The organism is Kribbella ginsengisoli (assembly GCF_039537185.1).
GTDB classification, from domain to species: Bacteria; Actinomycetota; Actinomycetes; order Propionibacteriales; family Kribbellaceae; genus Kribbella; species Kribbella koreensis.
Map to the genome: position 1 here is coordinate 1 of NZ_BAABAA010000020.1, position 20,301 is coordinate 20,301.

At 69.0% G+C, this 20,301-nt stretch carries 20 protein-coding genes; 15 read left to right on the plus strand and 5 right to left on the minus strand.

Going from position 1 to position 20,301, the window contains the following annotated elements; translation table 11 throughout:
* Positions 1 to 122 precede the first annotated feature (122 nt).
* The 3 genes from ABD768_RS39505 to ABD768_RS39515 are packed head-to-tail and all read right to left on the minus strand — an operon-like array spanning position 123 to position 2,071.
* Positions 123 to 881 carry an IclR family transcriptional regulator gene (locus ABD768_RS39505; RefSeq protein WP_343974427.1) on the minus strand — a complete coding sequence of 253 codons (759 nt, stop codon included), beginning with the start codon at positions 879 to 881 and terminating at the stop codon, positions 123 to 125.
* A gap of 24 nt (positions 882 to 905) precedes the next feature.
* Positions 906 to 1,097: a hypothetical protein gene (locus tag ABD768_RS39510; protein WP_343974430.1), complete on the minus strand. Its 192-nt coding sequence runs from the start codon at positions 1,095 to 1,097 to the stop codon at positions 906 to 908.
* Positions 1,094 to 2,071, minus strand: coding sequence for a GNAT family N-acetyltransferase (locus ABD768_RS39515; RefSeq protein WP_344849537.1), 978 nt, complete (start codon positions 2,069 to 2,071; stop codon positions 1,094 to 1,096). The genes ABD768_RS39510 and ABD768_RS39515 overlap by 4 nt, the downstream gene beginning before the upstream one ends.
* A 233-nt stretch (positions 2,072 to 2,304) precedes the next feature.
* Between ABD768_RS39515 and hutH the strand changes: the two genes are divergently transcribed.
* The 9 genes from hutH (at position 2,305) to hutI (ending at position 12,785) form a co-directional block, all read left to right on the plus strand.
* Positions 2,305 to 3,858: a histidine ammonia-lyase gene (gene hutH, locus ABD768_RS39520; protein WP_344849538.1), complete on the plus strand. Its 1,554-nt coding sequence runs from the start codon at positions 2,305 to 2,307 to the stop codon at positions 3,856 to 3,858.
* 15 nt (positions 3,859 to 3,873) lie between these two features.
* Positions 3,874 to 5,529 (plus strand): urocanate hydratase, encoded by a 1,656-nt coding sequence (hutU, locus tag ABD768_RS39525; RefSeq protein ID WP_344849539.1) that lies wholly within the window; start codon positions 3,874 to 3,876, stop codon positions 5,527 to 5,529.
* Between the two features lie 141 nt (positions 5,530 to 5,670).
* Entirely contained in the window at positions 5,671 to 6,672 is a 1,002-nt protein-coding gene (locus ABD768_RS39530; RefSeq protein WP_344849540.1) for an ABC transporter ATP-binding protein, read from the plus strand.
* Positions 6,669 to 7,322, plus strand: a complete 654-nt coding sequence (locus tag ABD768_RS39535) for an ABC transporter permease (protein ID WP_344849541.1) — start codon at positions 6,669 to 6,671, stop codon at positions 7,320 to 7,322. Before ABD768_RS39530 ends, ABD768_RS39535 begins: the two co-directional genes overlap by 4 nt.
* 1 nt (position 7,323) lies before the next feature.
* On the plus strand, positions 7,324 to 7,974 hold the full coding sequence (locus ABD768_RS39540; RefSeq protein WP_344849544.1) for an ABC transporter permease: 651 nt from the start codon (positions 7,324 to 7,326) through the stop codon (positions 7,972 to 7,974).
* A 73-nt stretch (positions 7,975 to 8,047) separates the two neighbouring features.
* Positions 8,048 to 8,977, plus strand: coding sequence for an ABC transporter substrate-binding protein (locus ABD768_RS39545; protein ID WP_343974449.1), 930 nt, complete (start codon positions 8,048 to 8,050; stop codon positions 8,975 to 8,977).
* A 72-nt stretch (positions 8,978 to 9,049) separates the two neighbouring features.
* Positions 9,050 to 10,318: an allantoate amidohydrolase gene (locus ABD768_RS39550; protein ID WP_343974451.1), complete on the plus strand. Its 1,269-nt coding sequence runs from the start codon at positions 9,050 to 9,052 to the stop codon at positions 10,316 to 10,318.
* Complete coding sequence (locus tag ABD768_RS39555) at positions 10,315 to 11,625, plus strand: formimidoylglutamate deiminase (RefSeq protein WP_343974453.1); 1,311 nt, start codon at positions 10,315 to 10,317, stop codon at positions 11,623 to 11,625. Before ABD768_RS39550 ends, ABD768_RS39555 begins: the two co-directional genes overlap by 4 nt.
* Positions 11,622 to 12,785, plus strand: coding sequence for an imidazolonepropionase (gene hutI / locus ABD768_RS39560; RefSeq protein ID WP_343974455.1), 1,164 nt, complete (start codon positions 11,622 to 11,624; stop codon positions 12,783 to 12,785). Before ABD768_RS39555 ends, hutI begins: the two co-directional genes overlap by 4 nt.
* A gap of 18 nt (positions 12,786 to 12,803) precedes the next feature.
* Here the strand turns inward: hutI and ABD768_RS39565 are convergent, their stop codons facing one another.
* Positions 12,804 to 13,727 (minus strand): DUF559 domain-containing protein, encoded by a 924-nt coding sequence (locus tag ABD768_RS39565; protein ID WP_344849546.1) that lies wholly within the window; start codon positions 13,725 to 13,727, stop codon positions 12,804 to 12,806.
* A gap of 346 nt (positions 13,728 to 14,073) precedes the next feature.
* Between ABD768_RS39565 and ABD768_RS39570 the strand changes: the two genes are divergently transcribed.
* Positions 14,074 to 14,475, plus strand: coding sequence for a phosphoribosyltransferase family protein (locus tag ABD768_RS39570; RefSeq protein WP_344849548.1), 402 nt, complete (start codon positions 14,074 to 14,076; stop codon positions 14,473 to 14,475).
* Here the strand turns inward: ABD768_RS39570 and ABD768_RS39575 are convergent.
* Complete coding sequence (locus tag ABD768_RS39575; RefSeq protein WP_343974461.1) at positions 14,472 to 14,957, minus strand: GNAT family N-acetyltransferase; 486 nt, start codon at positions 14,955 to 14,957, stop codon at positions 14,472 to 14,474. The two genes, ABD768_RS39570 and ABD768_RS39575, sit on opposite strands and share 4 nt — an antisense overlap.
* A 230-nt stretch (positions 14,958 to 15,187) precedes the next feature.
* On the opposite strand from ABD768_RS39575, the gene dnaK reads away from it, so the two are divergent.
* The 5 genes from dnaK to ABD768_RS39600 all read left to right on the plus strand — a co-directional run bounded on the left by dnaK (position 15,188) and on the right by ABD768_RS39600 (position 20,290).
* Positions 15,188 to 17,056, plus strand: a complete 1,869-nt coding sequence (dnaK, locus tag ABD768_RS39580) for a molecular chaperone DnaK (protein ID WP_343974464.1) — start codon at positions 15,188 to 15,190, stop codon at positions 17,054 to 17,056.
* Complete coding sequence (grpE, locus tag ABD768_RS39585) at positions 17,053 to 17,742, plus strand: nucleotide exchange factor GrpE (RefSeq protein WP_343974467.1); 690 nt, start codon at positions 17,053 to 17,055, stop codon at positions 17,740 to 17,742. Before dnaK ends, grpE begins: the two co-directional genes overlap by 4 nt.
* Before the next feature lie 29 nt (positions 17,743 to 17,771).
* Complete coding sequence (gene dnaJ / locus ABD768_RS39590; RefSeq protein ID WP_344849551.1) at positions 17,772 to 18,950, plus strand: molecular chaperone DnaJ; 1,179 nt, start codon at positions 17,772 to 17,774, stop codon at positions 18,948 to 18,950.
* Positions 18,950 to 19,408: a heat shock protein transcriptional repressor HspR gene (locus tag ABD768_RS39595; protein WP_344849553.1), complete on the plus strand. Its 459-nt coding sequence runs from the start codon at positions 18,950 to 18,952 to the stop codon at positions 19,406 to 19,408. Before dnaJ ends, ABD768_RS39595 begins: the two co-directional genes overlap by 1 nt.
* A 345-nt stretch (positions 19,409 to 19,753) precedes the next feature.
* Positions 19,754 to 20,290 (plus strand): GNAT family N-acetyltransferase, encoded by a 537-nt coding sequence (locus tag ABD768_RS39600; RefSeq protein ID WP_344849557.1) that lies wholly within the window; start codon positions 19,754 to 19,756, stop codon positions 20,288 to 20,290.
* Positions 20,291 to 20,301: the final 11 nt, after the last annotated feature.

The window sequence follows — 20,301 nt, forward strand, 5'->3', positions numbered from 1 at the left end:
AGCCTGACAGCGCCGATGGTACTGCGACCGGTAGGTCGTGGGAGAGTAGGACGTCGCCGGACATTCACACTGTTAAGGGCCACCCCGCAAGGGGTGGCCCTTAATGTGTTTTACAGACCTTTTCAGTGGCTGAGCCGGCGGGTGAGGGCGTCCGCTGCCTGCCGGGTCCGGCGGGCCAGCAGGAACCGTTCGCCGGCCGGGACCGCATCCGTGCGGAAGCTGATGCTGATCGCCGCCACCGGATGCCCCGCATAGTCCACGGCCGCACTCGCGACCGAGGCGACGCCAGGGGTGATGTGCGAGTCCTCCACCGCGTACCCCTGCCGCTTTTCGTCGGCCAGGATCCGTCGGAGCTGACTCAAGGTCTGCGGGCCGTGGTCAGTACGGCGTACGAAGCTCTCGGGAGTGGGGAACAGGGCGCGAACCTGGGCCGGCGGTAGGGCGGCGAGCAGAGCGCGGCCGGATGCGGTCAGGGTCGCAGGGAGGCGTACGCCGATGTCGGTGACCAGGGTGACCGGCCGTGGGGGCTGTTCCTTCAGGAGGTAGACGAGTTCCCGCCCGTGGAGGACGCCCAGATGGGCGGTCTGGCCGACTTCGGCGACGAGTTGGGCCAGCAACGGCCTGGCCAGGCGCTCGAGCGGGTCGTGGCGCAGGTACGCGGAGCCGATTTCGAAGGCTGCGACGCCGAGTCCGTACCGCTTCTCCTCCGGCAGGTGCACCACGAAGCCCTCGCTGATCATTGCTTTCAGCAAGTGGTAGGTCGAAGAGCGTGGCAGTCCGACCGCGGAGGCGATGCGCTCCATCGGTACCGGTCCGGGCTGGGTGGCCAGGAACGTCAGCACCCGCAGAGTGCGGGTCGAGGCGGGAACGTTGCCGCTCACAACAGTGAGAGTAGCCCGCCCGTCTCAGATTTCGGACGATTGACGGGTTTCGGTGCGTCCGCGCCGGATCCGGAACCGCACGCCCTCGCCCACCAGAGCCAGCGCGAACAGCCCGAGCGCCGTCCACCAGTCGAAGAAGTCATCCCCCGACAGCAGGAACCCGACCCCGACGGACAGCACGCCGAAGAAGCCCACCGACAGCAGAAACCGGGTCACCGCTGCTGCTCCACCGGCTCGGATGTCTGCTCTGCGGGTCCAGACGGCTGCTCCGCCGCCTCAGGCGTCTGGTCCACCGGCTGGAGCGTCTTCTCGGCCGTCCAGGCGGCGGCAGCCACCCGGTAGCCGAGCCACTCGTTGACCGCGAGCATCGGCTTGTTGGCCGCGTCGTTCCCGGTGAACGCCTGCTCGAACCCGGCGTCGCGACTCCGCGTGAGCGCGGCCGACTTCACCACCTTCGCCAGCCCCCGCCCCCGGTACGCCGGAACCGTCCCGGTCAGATTGGACCAGATCACCCGGCGCTCGGGATCGGCCGTCGTCGTCACGAACGAGACGACCCGGTCGCCGTCCAGCACCGCGGCGCTCAGGTCAAGGCGCAGATCCGGGTGGTCCCAGTCGTGCTTCAGCCAGTCCTCGTAGGCCGAGATGTGCGACAGTCCGCTCGGATCGTCCCCGGCGACCGCCGCGTGAGCCTCCCACAGACTGCGTGGGTCGACCGCGGTGTAGTCCACCAGTCGCAGCCCATCCGGCACAGCCGCCACCTCCGGTACGGCGCTCAACTCGGCCCGCGAATGACTCATCCGCCGGCCGACCACGAACCCACGCCGCTCAGCGAACGCCTTCGAGGCGTCCTCGTCGGCGACGACGGTCAGCAACTTGTGGGCCCCCGCCTCCACAGCCACCGCGGTCACCTGATCGGCAAGAGCGCTCCCGATCCCACGCTCGCGCTCTACCGGCGGCACGTGCACGGTGATCCGCACCCGGGGCGCCACCTCGTCAGCCGGCCGGTAGATGTTCCCGTACCCGATCACCGCCTCACCGTCGACCGCGACCAGCACCACCCGTGTCGTCGTCTTCCGGAGCTCCGCCTCGATGCCTCGAGCCGTCTTCACCAGATGCGGCATCGCCGCAGCCCAGACCCCCGCAATCCCCACCGCGTCCTCAGGCGTAGCCACCCGAACCTCAAACCCCATCCCCCGACCCTAATCCCCGCAAGGGCCGCGGGGTCCCGGCAACGTTCTCCGCCCTGCCCTCAGGTTTTCCGCCCCACCGGTCTCCGCCCAGCCCGGCGCTGAGCAGGGCCCCGGCCTCCGGTCCCCGGTGCAGGTGGTGCCAGATGCGCCGCCGCGCGAGATGTCTCGGGTCTGAGACATATGGTGGGGTGGCGGTGCTATCGGTGGGCGGTGTGGCGCGGTGCAATGGGCGGGTGAACAGCCAAACATCCCAGGCAGTGACAGTCGGTGTCGGGCCGCTCAGTCCGGCGGACGTCGTCGCGGTGGCGCGCTACCGGGCGCCTGTGCGGATCGACGACCAGGCGCTCGAGGAGATCGCGAAGTCCCGGGCGGCGATCGAGGCGCTCGCGCATGCGGACACCCCGCACTACGGCGTCTCCACCGGATTCGGAGCACTCGCGACGCGGCACATCGCACCCGAGCTCCGCGCCCAGCTGCAGCGCAGCCTCATCCGGTCGCACGCGGCCGGCTCCGGCCCCGAGGTCGAGACCGAGGTCGTCCGCGCCCTCGCACTCCTGCGACTCTCAACCCTCGCCACCGGTCGTACCGGAGTGAAGGTCGAGACCGCCCAGGCGTACGCCGGTCTGCTGAACGCTCAGCTGACCCCGGTCGTGCACGAGTACGGCAGCCTCGGCTGTTCCGGCGACCTCGCACCGCTCTCGCACGTTGCCCTCGCAGTCATGGGTGAAGGCAAGGTCCGCGACGCCGACGGCAACCTGCGCGACACCGCCGAGGCGATGGCCGAACACGGCCTCGAGCCGGTCGTCCTCGCCGAGAAGGAAGGCCTCGCGCTGATCAACGGCACCGACGGCATGCTCGGCATGCTGGTGCTCGCGCTCGCCGACCTCGACCGGCTGCTCAAGACGGCCGACATCGCCGCCGCGATGAGCGTGGAGGGTCAGCTCGCCACCGATCGCGTGTTCGCCGCAGACCTGCAAGCACTCCGCCCCCACCCCGGGCAGGGCGCTTCGGCCGCCAACCTGCGGGCCGTACTCAGCGACAGCGGGATCGTCGCAAGCCACCGCGGCCCTGACTGTAACCGCGTTCAGGACGCCTACTCACTCCGCTGTTCACCGCAGGTGCACGGCGCCGCCCGCGCCACGGCCACCCACGCCGCATCAGTCGCCGGCTACGAGCTGTCCGCCGCGATCGACAACCCGGTCGTACTACCCGACGGCCGCGTCGAGTCCAACGGCAACTTCCACGGCGCGCCCGTCGGCTACGTGCTCGACTTCCTCGCGATCGCGGTGGCCGACGTCGCCAGCATCAGCGAGCGACGGTCCGACCGCTTCCTCGATGTTGCCCGCAACCACGGTCTGAACGCCTTCCTGGCCGACGATCCCGGCGTCGACTCAGGGCACATGATCGCGCAGTACACGCAGGCCGCCATCGTGTCCGAGCTGAAGCGGCTCGCAGTACCGGCCAGCGTCGACTCGATCCCGAGCAGCGCGATGCAAGAGGACCACGTGTCGATGGGCTGGCACGCCGCCCGCAAGCTGCGCAAGAGCATCGACGGCCTGCAACGGGTTCTGGCGATCGAGATCCTCACGGCCGCACGGGCGCTGGACCTGCGTGCGCCGCTCGAGCCGTCGCCCGCGACGGCCGCAGTACGAAGCAAGCTGCGCGAGCACGTGCAGGGTCCGGGCACCGACCGGCATCTTGCTCCCGAGATCGAACACTCCGTCCAGCTTGTTGCTGACGGCACCTTCTTGTCCGCTGTCGAGGCCGTCACCGGCCCCCTGCTCTGAAAGGCTGGATCACACATGTCCGGACCACGTCCCGTTCGCGCTGCCCGCGGTACCACCCTCACCGCCCAGGGCTGGCAGCAGGAAGCCGCGCTGCGGATGCTGCAGAACAACCTCGACCCGGAGGTCGCCGAGCACCCCGACGAACTCGTCGTCTACGGCGGTACCGGCAAGGCCGCGCGGAACTGGAACTCCTTCGACGCGATGGTCAGAACGCTGACCACGCTGAAGAACGACGAGACCATGCTGGTGCAGTCGGGCAAGCCGGTCGGCGTCATGCAGACGCACGAGTGGGCGCCGCGGGTGCTGATCGCGAACTCCAACCTGGTCGGCGACTGGGCCAACTGGGAGGAGTTCCGCCGGCTCGAGGCGCTGGGCCTGACCATGTACGGCCAGATGACGGCCGGCTCTTGGATCTACATCGGTACCCAGGGCATCCTGCAGGGCACCTACGAGACGTTCGCCGCGGTCGCCGCGAAGAAGTTCGGCGGTACGTTGGCAGGCACCATCACGTTGACCGCCGGCCTCGGCGGCATGGGCGGCGCGCAGCCGCTGGCCGTCACGATGAACGACGGCGTCGCGATCTGCATCGACGTCGACGGCAGCCGGATCGATCGCCGGATCGAGCACCGCTATCTCGATGTCCGGGCCAAGGACCTGAGCGACGCGCTGCGGCTGGCCGAAGAGGCCAAGAAGGCGCGCAAGCCGCTCTCGATCGGTCTGCTGGGCAACGCCGCGGTGATCGTGCCGGAGCTGCTCGAGCTGGGCGCCCCGATCGACATCGTCACCGACCAGACGTCGGCGCACGACCCGCTGATGTACCTGCCGGTGGGCGTGGACTTCGACGACTGGGCGACCGCTCGCGAGAAGGACCCGGCCGGTTTCACCGAGCGGGCGCAGGCCTCGATGGCCCGGCACGTCGCGGCGATGGTCGGCTTCCAGGACGCGGGCGCCGAGGTGTTCGACTACGGCAACTCGATCCGGGACGAGGCGCGGAAGGCCGGGTACGAGCGGGCTTTCGAGTTCCCTGGCTTCGTACCGGCGTACATCCGGCCGTTGTTCTGCGAGGGCAAGGGCCCGTTCCGGTGGGCCGCTCTGTCCGGGAACCCCAAGGACATTCACAAGACCGACCAGGCGATCCTCGAGCTCTTCCCGGACAACGAGCACCTGACCCGGTGGATCAAGATGGCGCAGGAGCGGGTGGCCTTCCAGGGGCTGCCGGCCCGGATCTGCTGGCTCGGCCAGGGCGAGCGGGACAAGGCCGGCGTACGGTTCAACGACATGGTCGCGTCGGGTGAGCTGGAGGCGCCGATCGTGATCGGCCGCGACCACCTCGACACCGGCAGCGTCGCCTCGCCGTACCGGGAGACCGAAGGCATGCTGGACGGCTCGGACGCGATCGCCGACTGGCCGCTGCTGAACGCGATGGTCAACGTCGCCAGCGGCGCCTCCTGGGTCTCCATCCATCATGGCGGCGGCGTCGGGATGGGCCGCTCCATCCACGCCGGCCAGGTATCAGTTGCCGACGGCACCGACCTGGCCCGGCAGAAACTCGAGCGGGTACTGAGCAACGATCCCGCCATGGGTGTGATTCGGCATGTCGATGCCGGGTACGAACGAGCAGAAGAAGTAGCAGCCGAACGAGGCGTCAGGATCCCGATGCGGGAGAGCTGATCGCTGCACTGTGCGACCGAGGCAATCCATAGCGCTAAGGTGCACATTCTTGAGGGGCGAGATACCCGGGAATACCGTGTTCGCGGGCTCTCGTTCCCCTAGGATCGTTCGGGCGATCTCCGACGAGCGCGAAGGGGCGCCATGATCGAGTTCGAAGACGTCACCAAGCAGTATCCCGACGGCACCGTGGCCGTGGACAAGCTGAGCATGCGGATCCCGAGCAACGAGATCACCGTGTTCGTCGGACCTTCGGGCTGTGGCAAGACCACCTCGTTGCGGATGATCAACCGGACGATCGAGCGCAGCAGCGGGACGATCTCGATCGACGGCGAGGACATCAACGCCGGCGACCCGGTCACCCTGCGGCGCGGGATCGGGTACGTGATCCAGCATGCGGGGCTGTTCCCGCACAAGAAGGTCGTCGACAACGTCGCGACCGTGCCGCTGTTGCTGGGCTGGGACCGGAAGAAGGCCCGGGCCACGGCGATGGAGCTGCTGGAGCGGGTCGGCCTCGATCTCAAGCTGGCCGAGCGGTATCCGGCCCAGCTGTCCGGTGGCCAGCAGCAACGAGTGGGCGTTGCCCGCGCGCTCGCGGCCGATCCCAAGATCATGTTGATGGACGAGCCGTTCAGCGCCGTCGACCCGATCGTTCGGCACCAGCTGCAGGAGGAACTGCTCCGCCTGCAACGCGACATCGGCAAGACGATCGTGTTCGTCACGCACGACATCGACGAGGCGATCAAGCTCGGTGACAACGTCGCGGTGCTCCAGGTCGGCGGCAAGCTGGCCCAGTTCGCCCCGCCGTCGGAGCTGCTAGCCAACCCCGCGGACCCCTTCGTGGAGAGCTTCGTCGGTCAGGACCGCGGTTACCGGGCCCTTACGTTTCTGCAGATCAGCGAGCTCGAGTTCGGCCCGCTGCCGGCCGAGCTGGTACTCGACGAGGCCGGCCGCCCGACGGGCTGGCGCAACGGCGCCGCGGACCTGCTCCCGGTGGGCCCGGTGTTCACCAAGTCGGACTCGATGCGGGCCGCGCTCGACTCGTTGCTGACCTCGCCGACCCAGCAGGGCGTCTGCGTCGACGAGACCGGCAAGGCGATCGGCATCGTCGACCACAACATCCTCGCCGGAGCGCTGCGGTCATGACCTGGATCGGCGACAACCTCTCGCTGATCTGGGAGCAGCTCAGCGAGCACATCTACCTGGCGATCCTGCCGGTGATCTTCGGGCTGGTCATCGCGATCCCGCTCGGCTACGTGGCGACCCGGTTCTCCTGGCTGGCCAATCCGTTGATCGCGCTCGGCGGCGTGCTCTACTCGCTGCCCTCGATCGCGTTGTTCATCGTGCTGCCGGTGATCCTGGGGACCCGGGTACTGGACCGGATCAACATCATCATCGCGCTGACCATCTACGCGGTCTCGCTGCTGATCCGCAACGTGATCGACGGTCTGCGCTCGGTGCCACCAGAGGTCCGGCAGGCCGCGATCGCGGTCGGGTACGGCCCGGCCCGGCGGCTGCTGACGATCGACCTGCCGATCGCGGTCCCGGTGATCTTCGCTGGCCTGCGGGTCGTCACGGTCGCCAACATCTCGATGGTCAGCGTCGGCGCGGTGATCGGTATCGGCGGTCTCGGCGAGTTGTTCACACTGGGCTTCCAGAAGGACTTCCTCACCCCGGTCGTGGTCGGCGTGGTGCTGTCCCTGCTGCTCGCGCTGCTGGCCGACCTGCTGATCGTCACCCTGCAACGCGTGCTCACCCCCTGGGCCCGCATCGTCACTTCGGTGCAGGAGGCCTGAGATGCTCGAGTACCTCTTCGACTCGTACAACTGGTCCGGTCCGGAAGGCATCACCGCCCGGATCATCCAGCACATCTGGTACACCTTCGCCGCCCTCGGCCTGTCCGCGCTGATCGCGTTGCCGATCGGCCTGCGGATCGGGCACACCCGGCGTGGCGCGTTCCTGGCGATCAACACGGGCAACGCGGCCCGGGCACTGCCCAGCCTCGGACTGCTGATGATCGCGGTGCTGCTGACCAACCAGATCGGCTTCCTGCCCGTACTGATCGCGCTGGTCGCGCTCGGTATCCCACCGATCCTGACCTCGACGTACGCCGGGCTGTCCGGTGTCGATCCGGCCACGATCGACGCGGCGCGGGGGATGGGGATGACCGGCCGGGAGATCCTGACCAAAGTGGAGATCCCGATCGCGCTGCCGCTGATCATCTCCGGTCTGCGTGCGGCCACCCTGCAGATCGTCTCCACCGCGACCATCGCCGCGCTCGTCTCGCTCGGCGGGCTGGGCCGGTACGTCGTCGACGGGCTGAAGCTGCGCGACTTCCCGCAGATGTTCAGTGGCGCGCTGCTGGTGGCGCTGCTGGCGATCCTGCTCGACCTGCTGTTCGCGCTGGCCGGCCGGATCACCGTTTCCAAAGGTCTACGGGTCGACTGATGGCCGGAACCCATCCCTCGACACCGAACACCGGCGGCGTTCGCCGGTACCCATCGAAATCCTGGAGGCTCCCGTGTTGAGAAACACACTCATCCGTACTGCGATTGCCGGGGTCGCGGTCCTCGGTCTGGCTGCCTGTGGGGGTGGGGGCGATCCGCTGTCCAGCGGCGACGGGGGTACCTCACCCGCGCCGAGCGAGGTGAAGAGCATCACCGTCGGGTCGGCCGACTTCTCCGAGAGCCAGCTGCTGGCCGAGATCTACGGCCAGGCCCTCGCGGCCAAGGGCGTCGACGTGAAGTACCAGCAGAACATCGGCAACCGCGAGACCTACATGGCGGCCATCAAGGACGGCTCGGTGCACCTGCTTCCGGAGTACACCGGCGCGGCGCTGGACTACTTCAAGAAGGGCGCCACCGAGACCGAGGACGACGCGGCGTACAACGCGCTGAAGGCGGCGCTGCCGGCCGGCCTCGAGGTGCTGGACAAGTCGCCGGCCGCCGACGAGGACACCATCGTGGTCAACAAGGAGACCGCGGCCAAGTACAACCTGAAGTCGCTGTCGGACCTGAAGGCGCACTCCAAGGAGATGGTGGCCGGCGGCAGCTCGGAGTTCAAGGTCCGTGAGGCCGGGCTGAAGGGGCTGAAGGAGAAGTACGGCGTCGAGTTCAAGGAGTACAAGACGCTGGACGCCGGCGGCCCGCTGAGCACCAAGGCGCTGCAGACCAACCAGATCCAGCTGTCGAACTTCTTCACCACCCAGTCGGTGATCGCGGACAACGGCTGGGTCCAGCTGGAGGACCCGGAGAACATCCTGCCGCCGAACAACATCGTTCCGCTGATCCGGACCGACCACAACGGCGCCAACATCAGCGACGTGCTGAACAAGGTGTCGGCCAAGCTCACCACCGAGGCGCTGACCGAGCTGGTCAAGCGGATCGACGTCGGCAAGGAGGCCGCGAAGGCGGTCGCCACCGACTGGCTGAGCAAGAACCCGCTGTCCTGAAGTAACGCTGGGGGTCGCCGGGACAGGTTCCCGGCGACCCCTTGCCATGTCGTGATCGATGGAGGAGTGCGCGTGACCGAGTCGTTCGAGCAGCTGTGGGCCGACCTTGCCGCGATCGGCAAGGACCCCTCGACCGGCGGCTACCACCGCGGCGGCTGGACCCCGACCGAGCGGGAGGCGACCGCCTGGTTCCGCGACCAGTGCGCACAGCGCGGCCTGGCAATCGAATCCGACGGCATCGGCAACCTGGTCGCCTGGTGGGAACCCGGCGAAAGCGCCGCCGGAGCGGGGTCGGGCGGAGCGGGCTTCGGCGGGGGGCGGGGAGTCGGCGCCGCCCACGGGGCTCGGCTTCCGGGGGTGGTGACCGGCAGCCACCTCGACTCCGTCATCGACGGTGGGGCCTTCGACGGGCCGCTCGGGGTGGTGTCGGCGCTCTCGGCGGTCGATCGGCTGCGGGCTGAGGGATTCGTGCCGTCGGTGCCGATCGGCGTCGGTGCCTTCGTGGAGGAAGAGGGGTCACGCTTCGGGATGCCGTGTCTCGGGTCCCGGATCGCCACCGGGGTGCTGACGCCCGAGAAGGCATTCGCGCTGCAGGACCGCACGGGTGTCTCGCTGGCCGACGCGCTGAGGGACAACGGTGCCGACCTGGATCGCGTGGGGCCGTCGTCGTTGTTGTCGCGGATGGGGACGTTCGTCGAATTGCATGTGGAGCAAGGGCGGGCGCTGACTGCGCCGGTGGGTGTGGCGAGCTCGATCTGGCCGCACGGGCGGTTCCGGTTCACCTTCACCGGTGAGGCCAACCATGCCGGTACGACGCTGATGGAGGACCGGCACGACCCGATGCTGACGTATGCCATGACAGCCCTGGCGGCGAACAAGCAGGCGCGGCTGGCGGGTGCGCGGGCTACCTTCGGCAGGCTTGCTGTCGAGCCGAACGGGACCAACGCAGTACCGTCGCAGGTGACCGCGTGGCTGGATGCCCGGGCCGCATCGGCGGAGGTGCTGGAGTCGTTGCTGGCAGCAATCACCAGGCAGGCGACCGAACGGGCTGAGCGGGACGGGACCGCGGTCGAGATGGTGCCGGAGTCGGTCTCGCCGGTCGTGGATTTCCAGCCTGGGTTGCGGGATCGGCTGAGCGCAGTACTGGATGATGCGCCGGTGTTGCCGACGGGGGCCGGGCATGACGCCGGGGTGTTCTCCGATGCGGGGATCCCGACGGCGATGCTCTTCGTGCGGAACCCGACCGGCATCTCGCACTCGCCGGCCGAACATGCCGAGATGGACGACTGTCTGGCCGGGGTCGAGGCGCTGGCGACGGTGTTGAAAGAGCTTGCCCAGTGACTGCTTACTGGTGCGCACAAGCCTTGCTGCCAACGGGGCTCGCGTCGTCTGTGCTGGTTACCGTCGCTGACGGCCGGTTCACGTCGGTCGAGGTCGGAGCTGAGTCTGGTGATGCTGTACGGCTTGCTGGGTTGGTGATTCCGGGGCTGGCGAACTGTCACAGTCACGCCTTCCACCGGGCGCTGCGCGGTCGCACGCAGACCGAGCGCGGGACGTTCTGGACCTGGCGCGAGCAGATGTACTCCGTGGCGTCGGTGCTCACGCCGGACAGCTACTACCGGTTGGCGCGAGCGGTCTACGGCGAGATGGTGCTGGCCGGGATCACGTCGGTCGGGGAGTTTCACTATCTCCATCACGGACCGGGCGGGCAGCGGTACGACGAACCGAACGCGATGGGTGCTGCGTTGATCGCGGCGGCACAGGATGTCGGGCTGCGGATCGCCTTGCTGGACACGTGTTATGTGGCCGGGGGCATCGATCAGCCGCTGAATGACGTGCAGAAACGCTTCAGTGATGGGGATGCGGCGGGCTGGGCTGCTCGGGTCCGCGACCTGCGTGGGGCGGACGACGTGGTGATCGGAGCGGCGGCGCACTCGGTCCGTGGGGTGCCGGACGATCAGCTCACGGCCGTCGCCGATGCGTTGCCCAAGGCCCCTTTGCATGTGCATCTGTCCGAGCAGGTCGCGGAGAACCAGGCTTGCCTGGCAGCGTACGGGCGGACTCCTACGCAACTCCTGGACGAGTCCGGGTTCCTCGGGCCGCGGACGAGTGCGGTGCATGCGACGCACCTGACGCCGGTGGATATCGGGTTGCTCGGGAGTACCGGGACGTACTCGTGTTTCTGTCCGACGACCGAGCGGGATCTTGCCGACGGCATCGGTCCGTCGGTGGCATTGCGGGACGCGGGATCGCCGCTGACGTTGGGATCTGACAGTCACGCGGTGATCGATCTCTTCGAGGAGATGCGAGCCGTCGAGCTCGACGAGCGGCTGGCGTCGCAGGAGCGTGGGCACTGGACGGCGGCTGAGTTGCTCGCTGCTGGGACGGTGGCGGGGCATCGGTCGATCGGGTTCGGCGACGCCGGAGTGATCGAGGTCGGGGCCCGGGCGGATCTGGTCGCGTTGCGGCTGGACAGTGTGCGGACGGCGGGGACCGGTGGGTCGGTGGAGACCGCGGTCTTCGCCGCGTCGGCCGCCGATGTGACCGATGTGGTGGCCGGCGGCGTACAGGTTGTGGCTGAAGGCAATCATGTGAAGCTGGCGGTCGGTGCCGAACTGGCCGCCTCGATCGAGGCGGTGACGCGATGAGCTCCCTGCTGGTGACCGGGATCGGTTCGCTGGTGACCAACGACCCGGCGCACGGTGGGCCGCTCGGCGAACTGCACGACGCGGCGCTGGTGATCGAGGGCGGCAAGGTCGCCTGGGTCGGCTCGCGCCGGGCCGCGCCGGCGGCGGACAGCTCGACGGACTGCGGCGACCGTGCGGTCATTCCGGGCTTCGTCGACTCGCATTCGCACCTGGTCTTCGCCGGGGATCGTGCCGAGGAGTTCGCGGCGCGGATGAGCGGGCAGCCGTACAGCGCGGGTGGCATCCGTACGACGGTCGCCGCGACCCGTGCCGCCGCCGACGAGCAGTTGACGGCGAACGTCGGCCGCCTGGTCGCCGAGATGCGCCGGCAGGGGACGACGACGGTGGAGATCAAGTCGGGCTACGGGCTGACCGTCGGCGACGAGGCGCGCTCCTTGGCGATCGCCTCGGGCTTCACCGACGAGACGACGTACCTGGGTGCGCATGTGGTGGCGCCGGAGTTCGCCGACGATCCGGCCGGCTACGTCGACCTGGTCACCGGGCCGATGCTGACGGCCGCGGCCAAGCACGCCAAGTGGGTGGATGTCTTCGTCGAGCGAGGCGCCTTCGACGCCGACCAGGCCCGCGCCATCCTGCGAGCCGGCCAGGCGGCGGGGTTGTCGGCCCGTGTCCACGCCAATCAGTTGGGCGAGGGACCCGGCGTACAGGTCGCCTGCGAGGTCGGTGCCGCTGCCGCCGACCACTGCACCTACCTGACCGACGCAGACGTCGACGCCCTGGCCTCGGCCGGCGTCGTGGCCGGCCTCCTCCCAGCCATCGAGTTCTCCACTCGGTCGCCGTACCCGGACGCCCGACGCCTCCTGGCCGCCGGCGTGACGATCGCCCTGGCCACCGACTGCAACCCCGGCTCCGGCTACTCCTCCTCCATGCCCTTCTGCATCGCCCTGGCCGTCCGCGAAATGCACATGACCCCAGCCGAAGCCCTCTGGTCCGCCACCGCAGGCGGCGCCGCGGCGCTCCGGCGTACGGACGTCGGCCGCCTCACCGTTGGAGCACGGGCGGACCTCGCCGTCCTCGACGCCCCGTCGTACCTCCACCTCGCCTACCGGCCGGGGGTTCCGCTGGTGCATCGGACGTTCGTGGGTGGGCGGGAGGGATAGGGCCCAACCGCCACCCCATCAAACCCTCACCGCGGCGCCTCCCGTCAGCCGCACCGGCGTCACGACGGGGGTCGATTGATGGCTTGGCGGTTGTAGGGCCTTCGTGACCACGTCCACCACCCACCCCGGATCCAGCATCACGTCCTCCCAGGAGAACCGGATCAGCCGCCACCCCCGGATGGTCAGATTGGCGTGCCGCCGGCAGTCCCGGGTCAGGGCGCTCCGACTGCCATGGTGAGCGAAACTGTCAGCTTCCAAGGCGAGCTTCAGTCGCGGCTGTGCGAGATCGATCCGGGCCGAGAAGGTCTTGTCCCGTACCACCCACTGCGGGACGAACTCGTCGAAGCCGGCCTCGAGAAGCCTCGCCCGGAGGACGGACTCCAGCGGCGACTCTGCCCGGCCGTCGGCCGCCGCGGCCACCCGCCTCACCCGCGCGCTGCCCGGACCCGCGAGCCCGGCGGCCGCCGTCATGAGTCGGTCCCGCTGGATCGCACCCTTGCGAAGCGCGGAGTCGGCCACGCAGAGCCCGTCCGCGAAGGGCAGCGCGCGAGCGCAGTCGAGGACGGTCCGCAGCTTGGTGGTCCTTCCGTCGAAAGCGGGGACGTCGTCCGCCCAGTACAGGTCGCAAGCGAGGGTGCTCGCCCGTCGGTGTTGGCCTCGCGGGACCGTCACCTGTGCCGTGGTCGGCGCTTCGAGCACGTCGAATCCGTGCAGGACGGCCGCGCTCGAGTGCGACACGACCCCACCCTGGGCACGAGCGGCCGCGTCGGGGTCCCTGGCCGGTGGTAGCGCACACACCCCCTTGGCGATGCGCTGGATCGAGCCGGCCGCGAGAGCCTTCCGGATGGCGTCGCCGGACACCGAGGCCCGCAGCTCGGCGAAGGTGGCCAGGCCGTTCGCGGACCCGAGGACCTGGGCGACCGCCGTGGGGGAGACCACCATGGGGGAGATGGTGGCCGATTTCGGCCCGGGGCGTCGGGGGTTGTCCACAGGTCCGCGACCGCCAGCCCATCAAAGGAGCCCGGGTCGGGGCTCCGCAGGCGGGGGGAACGACCGGGGGACGTCGTTTGATGGGCTGGCGGTTGGAAAACCCGGTGCGAGCTCGCCAGCGACCCCTCACCCTGGAGGCATGTCCAAGCAGATGAAAGCCGAGGTTGCGCTGGGGTGGCGGTTGCGGTCCGCCTTTCGGTGGCAGACCGACGGCGGTACGTGAAGGAATTACGCCGACATCACCGGGTGGTGGCGTGATGCCGCGTTGCTGCGGGAGCTAGGGCCGGCGCTGGGGCGTTTGTACGAGACGGAGGCGACGGTCGTCTTGGGGCCGGTGTCTCGGGGGTCGCTGGTCGGGGCGCTCACGGCGGCCGCGCTCGGTGTCGGGTTTGTTGAGGTCCGGAAGAACGGTGGGCCGGCGCATGACAGCGATCGGTGGGTACTGCGGACTACCGGGCCGGACTATCGGGATCGGCATGTCGACTTCGGGTTCCGGCGTGAGTTGGTGCGGGCCGGGGACCGGGTGCTGATGGTCGACGACTGGGCCGATACCGGCGCGACCGCCCGGGTGGTGCGCCAGTTGGTCGATGACTGCGGCGCGCAGTGGATCGGCGCCGCGGTCATCGTGGACGGGTTGATGGACCCCCGTTTGCGCCATGACCTGCCGATCAGGGCACTGCTCGACGTACGGACCCTCTAGTCCGCCAGCTCCTTGGAGAGCATGGCGCTGGTCGTGCCGTTCGGGCGGCGGAGCTTGCCGACCTCGACGAAGCCGCGGGCGGCGTGGAAGGCCAGGGAGGGGGCGTCGGGCGGGTCGGACTGGACCCGCCCGACCAGGCGGTCGAAGGGCTTGGCGGCGCGTTCGACGGCCCGGTAGACCGAGGTGGCGATGCCGGTCCGGCGGTGCGCCTCGGCGACGACGATCCGGTCGAGGTGCAGGAAGCGGTCGGCGTAGGTGTTGACGAACCACTGGAAGTCGAGGGAGTCGTGGGCGGAGCCGGGCGCGAAGGTGAGGACGAAGGCGGCGATCTCGCCCTCGATCTCCACCACGGCGGCGTGGGCGGCGATCAGCCGGAGCCAGTCCAGCCGGTCGGGGCCCAGCGGGTCCGTCTGCTCGACGGCGGCGGCGTTCAGGGCGAGCACGGCCGGTTCGTCGGCTGACGTCATGGGGCGGAGTTTCACGAGCACACCTTCCCACGCGGAGACCCTTCCGCGGCAGGGGTCCGATCAGGGCCTTACCGGGCCCGAACCCTGAAATTCCGGGGCCGGGGTTGGGAATGGACCGGCAGTGGTGCAATGTTGAGCCAGGTGAACTCAAGTCTGCGGATCTGGACCTCCGGTCCGATTTGAATCCGGACAGGCCGGGAGGCAAACTTGAGTCTGTATCACTCAACTTCGTGGAGGTAACACACATGGCCCGCGCGGTCGGTATCGATCTCGGTACGACGAACTCCGTCATCGCCGTACTGGAAGGTGGCGAGCCCACCGTCATCCCCAACGCCGAGGGAGCGCGCACGACGCCCTCGGTCGTGGCCTTCGCCAAGAACGGCGAGGTCCTGGTCGGCGAGGTGGCCAAGCGCCAGGCCACCACGAACGTCGACCGCACCATCCGGTCCGTCAAGCGTCACATGGGCGAGGACTGGAACGTCTCGATCGACGGCAAGAAGTTCACCCCGCAGCAGATCAGCGCCTTCGTGCTGCAGAAGCTGAAGCGGGACGCCGAGGCGTACCTCGGGGAGCAGGTCACGGACGCGGTCATCACCGTGCCGGCCTACTTCTCCGACGCGCAGCGCCAGGCGACCAAGGAGGCCGGCGAGATCGCCGGTCTGAACGTGCACCGGATCGTCAACGAGCCCACCGCGGCCGCGCTGGCGTACGGCCTGGACAAGGGCACCGAGCAGACCATCCTGGTCTTCGACCTCGGTGGCGGCACCTTCGACGTCTCGCTGCTGGAGATCGGTGACGGCGTCTTCGAGGTGAAGGCCACCAGCGGTGACAACCACCTCGGTGGTGACGACTGGGACCAGCGGATCGTCCAGTGGCTGGTGACCCAGTTCAAGAACAAGAACGGCACCGACCTGTCCGGCGACAAGATGGCCATGCAGCGTCTGCAGGAGGCCGCTGAGAAGGCCAAGATCGAGCTGTCCAGCGCCGCCGAGACGAGCATCCACCTCCCGTACCTGAGCCTGACCGACTCCGGCCCGCTGCACCTGGAGGAGAAGCTCTCCCGGGCCGAGTTCCAGAAGCTCACCAACGACCTGCTCGAGCGCGCCCGCGCGCCGTTCAAGGCCGTCATCAAGGACGCCGGCGTGGACGTGTCGAAGGTCGACCACGTCATCCTCGTCGGTGGCTCCACCCGGATGCCCGCGGTGGCCGAGCTGGTCAAGGAACTGACCGGTGGCAAGGACCCGAACAAGGGCGTCAACCCGGACGAGGTCGTCGCCGTCGGCGCCAGCCTGCAGGCCGGTGTGCTGAAGGGTGAGGTCAAGGACGTCCTGCTGCTCGACGTGACCCCGCTGAGCCTGGGCATCGAGACCAAGGGCGGCGTCTTCACCAAGATCATCGAGCGGAACACGACGATCCCGACCAAGGGCTCGGAGATCTTCACCACCGCCGAGGACAACCAGCCGTCGGTGATGATCCAGGTCTACCAGGGCGAGCGCGAGATGGCCCGCGACAACAAGTCGCTCGGCAACTTCGAGCTGACCGGCCTGCCGCCGGCGCCGCGCAACGTGCCGCAGATCGAGGTCACCTTCGACATCGACGCGAACGGCATCGTGCACGTCAACGCCAAGGACCTGGCCACCGGCAAGGAGCAGCGGATGACGGTGACCGGTGGCTCCGCGCTGCCGAAGACCGACATCGACCAGATGGTCCGCGACGCCGAGCAGTACGCCGAGGAGGACCGCAAGCGCCGCGAGGCGGTCGAGTCCCGCAACCAGGCGGAGGGCTTGGTCTACCAGACCGAGAAGTTCCTGCAGGAGAACGAGGACAAGATCCCCGACGACGTCAAGACCGAGGTCAAGGACGGCGTCGCGGAGCTGAAGAAGGCGCTCGAGGGCACCGACGACGACGCGATCAAGGCGGCGTCGGAGAAGCTCGCCCAGTCCAGCCAGAAGATGGGTGCCGCGATGTACGCGAACGCCCAGGCCGCCGGTGGATCGGACGACAACGCGTCGGCCGCCGACGACAGCTCGAGCAACGACGACGACGGTGTCGTCGACGCCGAGATCGTCGACGACGAGCGTCCGCAGGACAAGAAGCCTGAGGACGACAAGTGACCGATCGCGACCCAGGCAGCGAGTTCGGCGACGGTGAACCCGTCGTCCGGGACAAGCGCCGGATCGACCCGGAGACGGGCAACCTGCGGGAGCCGGCTGAGCAATCAGCCGCCCCCGCGGGTGGCGCGGCAGCAGGGATGCCCGGTACGCCGGGCGCCCAGCCGCCGCGTGATCCGTCCGACCTGATCGCCGGACCGTCCGCCCAGGAGGCCCTGTTGACCGAGGCGCTCGCCGAGCGTACGGCCGACCTGCAGCGACTGCAGGCGGAGTACGTGAACTACAAGCGCCGGGTCGACCGGGACCGGGAGACGAACCGCGAGCTGGTCATCGGGTCGGTGCTGACCGAGCTGCTGCAGACCCTGGACGACATCGGCCGGGCCCGCGAGGCGGGTGAGCTCGAAGGCGCCTTCAAGGCGGTCGCCGAGTCGGTCGAGCGTGTCACCGAGAAGCTGGGGCTGACCAAGTTCGGCGAGGTCGGGGACACCTTCGACCCGCGGATCCACGAGGCCCTGCTGCACAACTATTCCGACGAGGTCGACGGTCCGACCGCGACGCTGGTGATGCAACCGGGGTACCGCCTCGGCGAGCGGATCCTGCGCGCGGCCCGGGTCGCGGTCTCCGAACCGACCGAGCAGCTCCCGGCCGAGCAGGCCGATGCTGACGAGGCCGACAAGCCAACGGAGTAAGGGATTCTCCCCGAGGAGGTGGGGCGTCGATGAGTACGAAAGACTGGTTGGAGAAGGACTTCTACAAGGTTCTCGGCGTCTCCAAGACGGCTGAGCAGGACGAGATCAAGAAGTCCTACCGCAAGCTGGCGCGCAAGTACCACCCGGACTCCAACGCCGGGGACGCGTCGGCCGAGGCCAAGTTCAAGGAGGTCTCCGAGGCGTACGACGTCGTCGGGGACGCCAAGAAGCGCAAGGAGTACGACGAGGCCCGCCGGCTGTTCGGCAGTGGTGGCTTCCGGATGCCGGGCAGTGGCGGGGCGCAGGGTGGACAGGGATTCGGCTTCGACGTCGGCGACCTGTTCAACCGGGGCGGACAGGCCAGTGGCGGTGGCGGCGGTCTCGGCGACATCCTCGGCGGCATGTTCGGTGGTGGTGGCCGCACGACGACCACCACCTCGACGGCCCGCCCGCGGCGTGGCGCCGACATCGAGACCGAGGCGACGATCGAGTTCGCCGAGGCCGTCAACGGTGTCACCGTCGCACTCCGGATGACCAGCGACGAGCCCTGCAAGACGTGCCGCGGCACCGGGGCGAAGTACGGCACGGTGCCGAAGGTCTGCCTGAAGTGCGAAGGCACGGGCATGCAGACATCGGTCCAGGGTGGCGTCTTCGCGATGACCGAGCCGTGCACCGAGTGCAAGGGTCGCGGCCTGGTCGTCGACCAGCCCTGCGAGACCTGCCACGGCTCCGGCCGCGGCCAGTCGAGCAAGACCATGCAGGTCCGCATCCCCGCGGGCGTGCAGGACGGTCAGCGGATCCGGCTCAAGGGCAAGGGCGCCGCAGGCGAGCGTGGGGGACCCGCAGGGGATCTCTACGTGAGCGTGCACGTCAAGCCACACCGGATCTTCGGCCGGCAGGGTGAGCACCTGACCCTGGCGGTGCCGGTGAGCTTCACCGAGGCCGCGCTGGGCGCCGAGATCAAGGTTCCGACGCTCGACGGCCTGCCGGTCACGGTCCGGATCCCTGCTGGTACGGCGAACGGCAGCAAGTTGCGTGTTCGCGGCAAGGGCTCGGTCCGCCGGGACGGGTCGAAGGGCGACCTGTTGCTGACCATCGAGGTGCAGGTGCCGCACGAGTTGACCGACGAGCAGCGCATGAAGCTGCAGGAGTTCAACACCGCGTCGGCACAACCGGATCTGCGCGCCGGGTTGTTCGGGAGTTCCTGATGGGCATCCCGTTCAACCAGGTGCCGACCTGGGACGACCGCACCCCGATCTACGTGATCTCGGTGGCCGCGCAGTTGGCCGGCATGCACCCGCAGACGCTGCGGCAGTACGACCGGCTCGGGCTCGTGACGCCGAGCCGGGCGAGTGGGCGCGGGCGGCGCTACTCGGCGTACGACGTGGCCAAGCTGCGGTACGTGCAGCACTTGTCGCAGGAGGAGGGGGTGAACCTGGCGGGGATCCGGCACATCCTCGACCTCCAGTCGGAGGTGGAGGGCCTGCGCTACCGGGTGAACCAGCTCCTCGCCGAGGTCCAGCGCGGCGTCGGCGTCTCCCGCCAGCAGACCCAGCGCAGCCGGGTCTTCTCGGCGGGACCGGCCGGCGACGTGATCGCCATGGGCCGCCAGCAGACCAGCACCCGCTGGATCCGCACCCAGCCCCTCGAGCTGGGCCAACGCTGACCCTCTCCGGGAGCCTCCGCAACGAGGCTCCCGGAGGGAGCAGCCAAACGTCCGGCAGCCCCACACGGGGCTTCCGGCGACAGACTTCCGGGCGCTTCTACCCCCGCGGGGCGCCCGGCTTCGGCCGGTGGCTTCTTCCCCCAGAAGCTGCCGGCGCCCGGAGACACCCGATCCCCTCAGGTGTTCTCCGGCCCCCGCCGGAGTCCGTCTCTCCCCCCGAGACGACTCCGGCCGCGGCCGGCGGCTGTCCTCCCCCAGACGGCCCCGGCCCGAGCCCCCGGACCCGGGACCCAGGTCCGGGGGCTTCCTCATACTCCGTTAACGAACACCGCCTACGCTGGCTGGGTGACGCTCACCTTGCAGACCGACCGGTTGCTGATCCGGGACTGGGAAGAAGACGATGCCGACGCCGCGCTGGAGATCTACGGCTCGGCCGATGTGGCTCAGTGGTTGTCGCCGGCGATCGACAAGGTCACCGATGTCGCCACGATGCGAGTCATCCTGCAGGCCTGGATCGAGGCCCAGCCGAACTTCGTCGTACCGGCCGGCCGCTGGGCGGTGACCCGCAAGGACGACGGCGAGGTGGTCGGCGGGCTGCTGATCCGGCTGCTCCCGCCGTACGAGGAGGACCTGGAGATCGGCTGGCAGCTGCGGCCGAGCGCCTGGGGCAACGGGTACGCCAGCGAGGCGAGCCGGGCGCTGATGACGTGGGCGTTCGACGAGGGCGCGACCGACGAGCTGTACGCGGTGGCTCGGCCGAACAACAAGCGCGCCATCGCGACCGCCAAACGGCTCGGGATGGAGTGGGTCGGCGAGACCGACAAGTACTACGACCTGAACCTGCAGGTCTACCGGATCCGGGCTTCCGAGTTCAAAGACTGACGAGAGGGCGG